We start from the raw sequence: 11068 nt of genomic DNA, 5'->3' as shown, positions 1-11068 counted from the left end.
CTTTTCTCAACTACCTACCACACCTGTCGTGCGGAAAGCTTTGTTGAAAGTGCCCTGCTATTAAGCAGGCAGGCTATTCTGTCAATAACCCTGTGTTATATACTGTGTTGTTTTTGTTTCCCTTCCGACCGTCTGTCCGATTGGGAGTGCAAAGGTAAGAAGCTTTTTACAATCTGCAATACCCTGCCCGTAATTTTTTTTCTTTTTTTCAGCCCCTATAACTCTTGCAAACTCATGGCGTGCTAGAAGCTTTCCGCTGTCAGCGGCGGCGGCTCTCTGTCAGAACCGGGTTGCAAAGGTAACACCGTTCAGGTGATGTTTGCAAGTACTGGCAGAAAGTTTTTGAAAGTTTTTTTTCAGCGGCCGGCTGCCCTAAAGACCGCCTGAAAGAACATAGAAGGGATTCCCCGCTAACAGCTTTCTTGTTTTTCCTACCCTTTCTTTCCTACCCTTCCTGCTGAACGGGTTGCAAAAGTAGCTGTTTCTTTGCTCTTTGCAACACCTGTAGCCAACCTTTTTTATTCAAGCTGCTTAAGTGGCTGAAACTGTGGTGGAAAAATTTCCTGCAGCCCCTGTTAGCAGTTTCCGCTGCAGCTGACGGGCTCTTCTTCCGGTAGCTTGTCCCCGGCCCTGTTGGCCGGACGCAGAGTAGTAACAGCCAGTCCAGGCACGGAAGTTCCCGCACGTGAAAGGTTTTTTTGATGATACAGCTCCTAATTATTAAGTTTTGGATGGATCATTCTTTATAGCTTTTCGTTCTATACTTTCTCCTGCTCCTCTTTCACATTCACTGCACTACCTGCATACTCCTGCAGGTATTTGAATTTCTGAGTTAATTCTCCATCCCTGGCTATTGTTGCGCGCTCCAACATACCGCCCTCATCGTTGTTAAAGAACTGTGGGAATACATAATCTATAATATTGCGTCCAAAATCGCGGGAGGCATTGCGAGGTAGTTCGCATGGGAGGTTGTCTACCGCCATTATAGTTATGTTATCTTTTGACGTATAAGCTGACTCTAGTTCTCCTGTTTTGCGGTTGTAGTCATAAACAGGGTCTGGTATAGTGGTAGAGCGCTTTGTTGTAGGTATAGATCCATCTACATCACAGGTGATGTCGGCAATGGTGTCTATTTTAAAATCTGCCTGACTAGTTTCCTCTTCTGTGAAAAGCTTTGGTGCTTTTGGATTCCAGTAGGCGCAGGCCATTAACAGATCTGTTACTTTCGTAAATTTCCGGAAGGTACTATTATATAAGTGTGGATTGGCGTAAAAATCTGGCGAGTCCCATACTTCCACATCTGGCCTTACATTATAATCTCCTGAGTGTAACTGTGCATAAACCGGCTCTGTGAACTGTTTATATAAGTAATCGAACACACTTACCTTCCGGATCCCCATTTTATTAAGTACCTCCATGGCACCACCTGCCACACGACCGCCTCCGGTTACTGCTATTTTAATGGGAGGAAGCTTTACTTTAAAAAACTCTTCCTGCATGTCGTCCATGTCGTGGCAAAGGTAGGCTGGTTTAAGGTCGAAGAGTTTATGCTTTTTGCCATAGGTAAGTATACCATTATATGCACCCACTATTCCGGCATATCTGCCAAAAGCCACAACACGGTGTCCTTCTTTGTCGGTCAGCAGCTCATAATCTATTAGAGTAATTTTTTTGTCAAGTATAGCCCGCAGCAGTTTGGCGTTGTGGGGCTGCTTTTTTATAGTATGCGAGAAAAAGAAGTAAGTTTTGTTCGGGATCAACAGTTCAACAGGTACTTCCTTTACTCCCATCAGCACATTGCAGTCACTAAGGTCATTTTGTAACGCTATACCTAGCTCAGCATATTCTTTATCAGAAAAGCACCTTACCTCACTTGGCTGCACAACCAGTGTAGCATCCGGGAACTCCTGCATGGCTTCCACACACTTTTTTGGTGTTAGTGGCACCCGTTTATCTACAGGCACTTTCCCTTCTTTTATAATGCCTATCTTAACTTTATTCATCTGCAGGTTCTTGAATTGTTCTTTACTTTTTAGTGTTAAGCTGTATACTTTCCACAAATCGGAGACATGATTAACTACTTCTGCCGGAAGACTTTTGTCTGAAGTTCTACTTATATAATATATATAGTGTAAACGGCACCGGAAGTGCGCATAAGTATTTACCTTTCATGGTTCAATATAAAAACAATTACTATTACTTTTGTGGAAAATCATAAAAGGCTTAACTACCTTTTACTTACTTTGAAAAATTAACCCAAAGTTCCCAATCAATATTTCATCGTTATGATATTTAAAACCAAACCTGCAGACGTGTTTAAGGAGCGCCATAACGGCCCTGACAAAGAGCAGATGCAGGACATGCTTAAAACCATCGGGGCAGACTCGCTGGACCAGCTGATTGAGGAGACCGTACCGGCCGCCATTAGACTTAAGAGACCTCTGGACCTGCCAGCAGCCCTGACAGAGACAGAGTTCCTGAACCAGTTCTCGCAGATCGCGAAGCAGAACCAGATATTTAAGTCGTACATCGGCTTAGGATACAACGATACGATTATACCTCCGGTTATACTTCGTAATATTATGGAGAACCCGGGTTGGTATACAGCTTATACTCCTTACCAGGCTGAGATCGCGCAGGGCCGCCTGGAGGCGCTGATCAATTACCAGACAATGGTAATGGACCTGACAGGTATGGAGATTGCCAACGCATCGTTGCTGGACGAAGGTACTGCCGCTGCTGAAGCAATGGGTATGTTCTTTGCAAACCGTAAAGGTGCACGCAAAACTGCAAACCGCTTCTTTGTATCAGAGCTGGTATTACCACAAACTATAAATGTACTGCTTTCGCGTGCTATTCCGATCGGTATAGAGTTGGTAATTGGTGACCACCGCGAAGTAGACTTCTCTGATGAGACCTTATTCGGTGCCCTGGTACAGTATCCTGCTGCCGATGGTGCTATCTTCGACTATACAGACTTTATCGCGAAAGCGCATGCTAACGAAGCATTTGTAGCTGTTGCTGCCGATATCCTTTCGCTTACATTATTAACACCTCCGGGTGAGATGGGCGCTGATGCTGTAGTAGGTACTACGCAGCGCTTTGGTGTACCAATGGGCTACGGTGGTCCGCACGCAGGTTACTTTGCTACAAAAGATACCTTCAAACGTGTTATTCCGGGTCGTATCATTGGTATTTCTGTGGATGCTGAAGGTAACAAAGCTTACCGTATGGCCCTGCAGACACGTGAGCAGCACATCCGCCGCGAGAAAGCTACTTCTAATATCTGTACTGCACAGGTACTACTTGCTGTTATTGCTGGTATGTATGCCGTTTACCATGGCCCACGTCGCCTGAAGTATATCGGCCTTAACACACACGCCCTGGCGCAGCAGTTAGAGAAAGGCTTAAAAGAATTAGGCTTTGAGCAGCAGAACGAGCAGTATTTCGATACGTTGAAGATAGCTGTAGAAAGTGCTGACATGCAAACGGCCATCCGTACTGAAGCTGAAGCAGCGGGTATCAACTTCCGTTATTTCGGTGAGAATAACATCGGTATCTCGCTTCACCAGAACACAAACCTGGCAGATGTAAAGGCTATACTTGCTGTATTTGCGAAAGTAGCCGGCAAGTCTGCGGATGTATTAACTATAGATGCCCTGCCGGAAGAGACTGAAGTAACCTGGGCTGACAGCCTGATCCGTAAGAGTGAGTACCTGACACACGAAGTGTTTAACAAGCACCACTCTGAGCACGAGATCCTGCGCTACATGAAGCACCTAGAGAATAAAGATATTTCTTTGGTTCACTCGATGATCTCTCTGGGCTCTTGTACTATGAAGCTGAATGCTACTGCCGAGATGATTCCGGTAACATGGCCAGAGATCGGGCAGTTGCACCCGTTTGCTCCAGCTGATCAGACAAAAGGTTATGCACAGATATTTAAAGACCTGGAAGCATGGCTATGCGAGATCACCCGTTTCGATGCGGTATCGCTGCAGCCTAATTCAGGTGCGCAGGGCGAGTACGCTGGCCTGATGGTTATTCGTGCTTACCATGAGTCTCGTGGCGATCATCACCGTAACATTTCACTTATTCCATCTTCTGCACACGGTACTAACCCAGCTTCTGCGGTTATGGCCGGTATGAAAGTGGTTATAGTTAAGTGCGATGAGAAAGGTAACATTGATGTAGCTGACCTGCGTGCGAAAGCTGAGCAGTATAAGAATGAGCTGTCTTGCTTAATGGTAACGTACCCATCTACACACGGTGTATATGAGGAGAGCATCATCGAGATCTGCCAGATCATACATGACAACGGTGGCCGTGTTTACATGGACGGCGCCAACATGAACGCTCAGGTAGGTTTAACTTCGCCGGCACACATTGGAGCTGACGTTTGCCACCTGAACCTGCACAAGACCTTCTGTATCCCTCACGGTGGTGGTGGTCCTGGCATGGGCCCAATCGGTGTGGTAAAAGATCTTGCTCCTTTCCTGCCGGGTCACGCTGTAGTTGATTTAGGTCGTAAGGATGCTATCAATGCAGTTTCTGCTGCGCCTTGGGGTTCTGCATCTATCCTGCCTATCTCTTATGCTTACATAGCTATGATGGGCGGCGAAGGCTTAACAGAGGCTACGAAGATTGCAATCTTGAACGCGAACTATATCAAAGCTCGCCTGGAGCAGCATTACCCTGTACTTTACGTTGGCTCTAAAGGCCGTTGCGCACACGAGATGATCCTGGATTGCCGTGAGTTCAAGAAGTATGGCGTAGAGGTTGAAGATATTGCTAAGCGTTTAATGGACTATGGTTTCCATGCGCCGACTGTATCGTTCCCGGTAGCTGGCACGCTGATGGTAGAGCCAACTGAGTCTGAAGCACAGGAAGAACTGGACAGATTCTGCGACGTGATGATCTCGATCCGTGAGGAGATTCGTGAGATTGAAGCGGGCAAAGCTGACCAAAAGAACAACGTGCTGAAGAACGCACCACACACGCAGAAAGTAGTGCTGGTAGAGAACTGGGAAAGACCTTACTCTCGTGAGAAGGCGGTGTTCCCGATGCCGTTCCTGCGCGACAACAAAGTATGGCCAACTGTTAGCCGCATCGACAGCGCGTACGGCGACCGTAACCTGGTTTGCTCTTGCGCACCAATAGAAGCATATAATGAAACTGGTAATGAAATGGTAGCCGTAGGTTAAACCATTCTAATTATACTTCTAAAGCCTGACCATGTGGTCAGGCTTTTTTATTTTAACACCTTTATAAAATTCATCGACAAAGCCCTGAAATTCATCGACTAATCGTTGTAAATCTACAGAAAGTGTATTTTTTTAATAAAAGTTTAGCCATTAAATCACAAGATTTAACTTTTTTGAAATTTTTTTAAAAAAATTTTGCATTCAAAAACTGCGTTTATGGACACTAAATGCACTTTTATCACTTTGCCAATAAAAATATTAAAAAAATATTAGGGTATTTAGATTTTTGTATATATAAAATCCATAACTTTGCGACCGTCAAATCGTAATAATAGACAAAAATTTATAAATGATATGAAAAAAACAGTATTACTACTTACTCTTATTACAATTTCGGTATTTAGTTATACTTCTGCGTCAGCACAAGTAGCTACTATGGGAAGCCTAGCCCTAAGACTAGCTCAAGGTGCTGCACAAGCTCCATCAGGAGCAGCAATGCTTACTTCAGGTGGTATAGTTGCTACAGCTGCTGCCAAAGTTCATGTTGCAGTTCTTCCAATTTTTGCTCAGCCTGCTCAGGGTGCGATTGTAACACCTGCAGCAACTCCATTTACAGTTGAAAACACTTCTACTTCTACAGCTACAATGGCACAGGAGTTAACAGTTTTTATTGAGCAGGAGCGTGCTCTTAAACAGCGCAGCTGGTTCCGTAAAAAGAAATAATCCGGCATAAGCATCAGGCTTATGCTACCATTGCAGCAGGAGTGCGTATAGTGAAAAAATATCGCCACAAACTCCAAAGCAATGCACCACGCCACAAGAATTACCTTTCACTTATTGCGGCAGTTCCTTCCAGCCTTTTTGCTGCTGCTTCTCACAGATTGTACAGTTGGGCCAGTTATTAGCAGCAGCTACGACCGGACTGCCAATTTCGGATCTTACCAAACCTACGCCTGGCATAAAGCCGAATTACCTACCAGGCTAACAAACAGCGGTCTTACTTATAGCACCCTGATAGACCAACAGGTAAAAGCAGCCGTAGAAAGCGAACTTGTAAAACTGGGCTTCCGCCCCTCAGACACTACCCCTGATCTTATTATTGCTTATGACTTAGCATTACCGGCGAACCAGGCAGCGGAAACTGACACAGCCTTTGCTCCGGGTTTTGGGTATGGCTATAGTTACTGGTATGGCTACAGGTACAGGTATAATACAGGAGCATTACCCGGATTTAGAAGTATAACCGACATGCAGCCCGGCACATTGGTTGTAGATTTAATTAACGCTTCCAGTAACCAGCTTGTGTGGCGGGGTTGGCACGAAGCCGAAATTGACCCTAGTGCAGTAGGGGAGCATGACATAAATAAAGCGGTAGCCAATATTCTGTCGCGGTATCCACCAGTTCCGGTAACTACACAATAACTTTACTGTAAACTATACTTCAGACTGATGCCCGTATAATAGTTACGATCCGGAGCCGGTTGATAAAAACGACCACCGAAAGCATTCATGTCGTTACCCAGGCTATACTTTTCATCGGTGAGGTTATCCACTCCAGCAAAAACATCTAGTTGCAGTTGCTTTGCTATACTTCTGCGGATACCAGCTTTAGTGCCTATAACAAGATACTTATCTGCATAAGCTGTGTTCTCATCATTCAGGGGGATATCATCAACATAATTAGCTATAGCGTTTAAGTATAAACCAAAATTAGTTGCTGCATCTATACCTACTGTGGCACTGTGTGGAGCTACGCCTGTTAAGTGGTTTCCGCTCAGGTCAATTTCTTTTTGCTGAGCCTCTCTGTATATAGTATAATCTTTAAACCGAAAATGATTATAAGTATAGCTTCCCCATACTTTAAACAGGCTCAACCAATCTTCAGGCGCATCTACAAACGTATAACTTAATGCGGTTTCTATACCTTTTTGTGATGTAGACCCAACATTTCGGAAAACAGCCACACTGGATGCATCCTGGCGGCTAACAATCGTTTCGTTTAACCTGAAATAAAAGCTTACCACATCAAAGCTCAACCTGTTTTGTAAAGAGTAGCCACGGATACCCAATTCGTAATTTGTTCCTTTCTCAGGTTCCAGCGCTGTATTCAAAGATCCATTTGATGTCAGAATTTCTTCTTCGGTAGGAGGCGAAAAGCCAGAGCTTATACTTGCATGTGCTGATAGCTGGTTGGTTAATCTTTTGAGTAATGCAATTCTGGGCGAGAGTACGGCATCAAAATCTTTTGTATAGGTATAGTTTCCTGAAGTGGCCTGTGCCAGCCGGATGATCTCATATTGGGTATCGTTCAGGCTAAGGGCTGTGGTAAGTATAAAATCGGCGGGTAGCTCAAACTCTGCCTGCCCGAATACAAATCCGGTTTTAGCCGTTACTTCATCATCGGTACGCAGCGCACCTACCGCACTACTGTTGTTATCATAAGTACGGGCTGCTTCAAACCCATGCTGAAACTCCCCACCAAAGATATACCTAGCACCTACGCTACCAATAGTTGTGTTATACTCTAGACTGCTGCGCACTCCATATTCCTGGTTGGCATTACGCTCATAATCAGTATTAAAAGGATGATCGCGAAAGCGGTGCGAAGTATAAACAGCAGTAGTGTTGCTCCAGTTATCTGTAAACTTGTATTCTTGCTTCAGGCCAATATTTATACTTTCCTGATTCATGGATGCATTTTGCTTCACACTGCCAAACTCCCCGCCGCGTGCCTGCCGTGGGTTTTCGTTGTACTGCTCCAGTGTTAAACCACCCGGTAATTCGTAGTATAAATCAGAGTAGATAATGTGGGAGTTGATGGTTTGCTTATCAGAAATGTAGAATTCCGGGGAGATAAGCAGCACCTTACGGTCCAGAGCAGATTGCTCGCGGTAGCCATCGTATTGCTGATGGGTATACTGTACCAATACATTGCTTTTGGCCGAACCTATACTTGCTGCTGCTCTATACTTTTGATAACCATACGAACCTATAGTTGCCCCAGCCTGTAGTTCTGTGCCCACGGTGGCGCGCTTTGGTTCTAGCAAAACGGTTCCGCCGGTTCCGGCTCCATACACACTGGCTGTTGGTCCTTTCAATATTTCTATACTTCCTATACTTGCTGCGTCCAATAAATTAAGCGCTGTGGTACCGTTTGCTTCTGTTAGTGGTATACCGTTAAAGTATAGCTTCACGTTACGGATACCATAAGGCGAGCGCAAGGTACTCCCGCGGATAGAAATGCGGTAACTGGCAGGAGCGCGTTCATCCATTCTTACCCCAGGTACGGTATTCACGGCACGCACTAACGAGCTCTCATCTGTACGCTGTATCACTTCACTATCCAGTATACTTATGGCGCCTGCGGTCTGCAACAAGGGCCGGTTGGTTTCATAGCCCTGCACCTGTACCTCCCGGAGCATGTTTTGCTGTGGCTGCAGCGGGGTCATGTACTCAATTCGCTGGTCTTTAAGTATAGCTACCGTATCAGGCACGAAACCAACATGCGAGATAACAAAATATAAAGCCTCTGCTGATACCGTTAGCTGATACCTACCGTCGGAAGTTGTTTGAGTGGTTTCGCCAGTATTGGCACGCACCACTGCGCCCGCTATAGCTTGCTGTGATTGTGCATGATACACCTTACCGGTAACTATAGTTTGGGCCACAGCCGCTGCTGGCAGGTAAAGTATAAACAGGCAGAAGAATAAAAGCTTTTTCATGTGCAGGTATAAAACAGAATTGAGAACGTGCAGGCGCACACAATGTTTATAATTTTAGGGGCAAGTATAAAAGAAAAAAGGCTCCGTAGATACTGCGGAGCCTTTCCAAACTATGAAAGCTAATGAGATTTTTATATCAATTGAATTGATCTGCCTTATTTGATCCTGAACTCGGTTCTGCGGTTCAGCTGGTGCTCTTCTTCAGAACATTCCACGTTATCACTGCAACCGTTTACAAGCTTGGCTTTACCGTAGCCTTTTGCTTTCAGGCGGCTTCTGTCTATACCTTTCGATACCAGGTAATCTACAGCGGCATTGGCACGTTTTTCTGAAAGCACCTGGTTATAGTTCACGCTCTCGCGGCTATCGGTGTGGGAGCTCATTTCTATTTTAATCTCCGGATTGTTCTTCAGCACTGTTACCAGTTTGTCAAGTTCGGTGGCAGCATCCGGGCGGATATCCCACTTATCCAGGTCGTAATAGATGTTTTCGAGCACCACTGCGCGGTCCAGTTCATTCTTATCGAAAAGCAGGGCTACCTGCACAGTATCGCCGGCTGTTTCCGGTATTTTAGCAAGCGCCTCCTGGGTTAGGTAACCGGCTTTGGTACCAAGCAGCGAATAGTTGTTGCCTTTAAAGCCATCCATAAAGTACTGGCCGTTCTCGTCAGATACAACCACCAAAGAATCGGCTGAGTTCTCCTGCGATACCACAACTTTTACCTGTGGCAGCGGCACTTCCATGTTCTTCTTCTTATCGTTCTGTTTACGCTCCAGCGTTTTGATAGCAATTACTACCGGCTTCTTCAGCACTTTAAAACTATAGATGTCGTCAGTACCGTTATTAGCATCGCGGTTAGAAGACAACAGGCCACTTTCGCCCGGCTGTGTGAACATGATACCGTAATCGTTTTTAGCAGAGTTGATCGGCTGGCCCAGGTTGCGTACACCTGCCCAGTTGCCATGCTCGCCTTCGGCAGAGAAAATATCCAGGCCGCCCATACCTGCATGGCCATCCGATGCAAAGTATAGTTTACCGTTGGCATCCACATACGGGAAGCTCTCGCGGCCCGGCGTGTTTATAGTTGCACCTGCGTTTACAGGCTGGCTCCAGCTACCATCCTGCTGGCGCGTGGTATAAAAAATATCAGTGTCACCCAGGCTACCAGGCATGTCAGAGGCAAAGTAGAGGATTTGCCCGTCACGTGACAGCGCCGGGTGACCTACTGAAAATTCAGTAACATTGTTGTAGGTAAATGGCTGGATGTTGCTCCAGTTGCCATCTTGTTTCTGTGCTGAAAAGATCTCCAGGCGGTTAATGTATTCCTGTTCTTCTTTTGGTGCTTCTACCCAACTGGTAGGGTCTGGGTTAACGTTGTTGCGCTTGCGCACCATGTGGGTGCGAGTAAAGTATAGCATCTGGCCATCTTCGGCAGCCGAGGCGGTAGCATTGTGGTATTCTGAATTTACAACATCCTGTAGCGCTGTTGGTGCACCCCAGTTGCCCTGCTCGTCCTGCTCAGCAGTAAACAATTGCAGGTATGGGCGACCTGTCCAGCCATACACATCTGTTTTTTTATCAGAAGAAATGCCACGGTCAGAAGTAAAGATGATGCCCTTACCTAACTGCATCGGGCTGAAGTCTGAGAAATCTGTGGCATTTATACCTGCCAGTTGCTGTACTTCTGCTGTCGGCTCCTGCTGCATCCACTTTTCTGACTGCTCTGTAGCTGCTATCAGTTTCTGTGCTTTTTCAGCATTTTCAGGAGTTGCTTCGCCCCACTTCATATACTGGTCTTTTGCCTCCGCAAATTTACCATTGCTACGAAGTGCTTCCGCATAGTAGTAATGATTCATGGGGTTGCTACCCGGCAGCTGCACAGCTTTGGCATACCATTCTTCCGCTTCTTTTGTCTGGCGGGTCATGCGGTAAGCATCGGCTATGCGTTGTGTTGTTTCAGCATCCGGTTCGCGTTTGCTGATAGCAGATTTGTAATGCTCCAGCGCCAGGGCATAAGCATAGTTATCAAAATGCCGATTGGCTTTACGTAAATCTGATTGTGCCTGCGCCACAGAGCCGAAGCTTAACATGGCAGCTGCAACTAAGTATAAGGGTGTAAATTTATAGTTCATATGCTTTCAG

At 45.8% G+C, this 11068-nt stretch carries 6 protein-coding genes; 3 read left to right on the top strand and 3 right to left on the bottom strand.

Going from position 1 to position 11068, the window contains the following annotated elements; all coding sequences use genetic code 11:
- Positions 1-758 precede the first annotated feature (758 nt).
- Positions 759-2003: an NAD(P)-dependent oxidoreductase gene (locus MJ612_RS18010; protein ID WP_187033945.1), complete on the bottom strand. Its 1245-nt coding sequence runs from the start codon at positions 2001-2003 to the stop codon at positions 759-761.
- Between the two features lie 282 nt (positions 2004-2285).
- Here MJ612_RS18010 and gcvP point away from each other — a divergent pair, with 282 nt between their 5' ends.
- The 3 genes from gcvP (at position 2286) to MJ612_RS17995 (ending at position 6626) form a co-directional block, all read left to right on the top strand.
- Positions 2286-5204 carry an aminomethyl-transferring glycine dehydrogenase gene (gcvP, locus tag MJ612_RS18005; RefSeq protein WP_187033944.1) on the top strand — a complete coding sequence of 973 codons (2919 nt, stop codon included), beginning with the start codon at positions 2286-2288 and terminating at the stop codon, positions 5202-5204.
- Between the two features lie 435 nt (positions 5205-5639).
- Positions 5640-5927, top strand: a complete 288-nt coding sequence (locus MJ612_RS18000) for a hypothetical protein (RefSeq protein ID WP_250419239.1) — start codon at positions 5640-5642, stop codon at positions 5925-5927.
- 81 nt (positions 5928-6008) lie between these two features.
- Positions 6009-6626 carry a DUF4136 domain-containing protein gene (locus MJ612_RS17995; RefSeq protein WP_187033942.1) on the top strand — a complete coding sequence of 206 codons (618 nt, stop codon included), beginning with the start codon at positions 6009-6011 and terminating at the stop codon, positions 6624-6626.
- Positions 6627-6628: 2 nt separating this feature from the next.
- On the opposite strand, the gene MJ612_RS17990 is transcribed toward MJ612_RS17995, so the two are convergent.
- Positions 6629-8926, bottom strand: coding sequence for a TonB-dependent receptor (locus MJ612_RS17990; protein WP_187033941.1), 2298 nt, complete (start codon positions 8924-8926; stop codon positions 6629-6631).
- Between the two features lie 155 nt (positions 8927-9081).
- The gene (locus MJ612_RS17985; RefSeq protein ID WP_187033940.1) at positions 9082-11058 is read right to left on the bottom strand and encodes an OmpA family protein; all 1977 of its coding nucleotides are present in this window, start codon (positions 11056-11058) and stop codon (positions 9082-9084) included.
- Positions 11059-11068: the final 10 nt, after the last annotated feature.

Origin of the sequence: Pontibacter deserti (assembly GCF_023630255.1) — a bacterium.
Lineage (GTDB): Bacteria > Bacteroidota > Bacteroidia > Cytophagales > Hymenobacteraceae > Pontibacter > Pontibacter deserti.
This window is presented reverse-complemented; position numbering and strand designations above follow the sequence as displayed.

Coding starts and splice junctions, on each gene's coding strand:
- MJ612_RS17990 (WP_187033941.1), bottom strand. CDS start 8,926: ATGAAAAAGCTTTTATTCTTCTGCCTGTTTATACTTTACCTGCCAGCA.
- MJ612_RS17995 (WP_187033942.1), top strand. CDS start 6,009: ATGCACCACGCCACAAGAATTACCTTTCACTTATTGCGGCAGTTCCTT.
- MJ612_RS17985 (WP_187033940.1), bottom strand. CDS start 11,058: ATGAACTATAAATTTACACCCTTATACTTAGTTGCAGCTGCCATGTTA.
- gcvP (WP_187033944.1), top strand. CDS start 2,286: ATGATATTTAAAACCAAACCTGCAGACGTGTTTAAGGAGCGCCATAAC.
- MJ612_RS18010 (WP_187033945.1), bottom strand. CDS start 2,003: ATGAATAAAGTTAAGATAGGCATTATAAAAGAAGGGAAAGTGCCTGTA.
- MJ612_RS18000 (WP_250419239.1), top strand. CDS start 5,640: ATGGGAAGCCTAGCCCTAAGACTAGCTCAAGGTGCTGCACAAGCTCCA.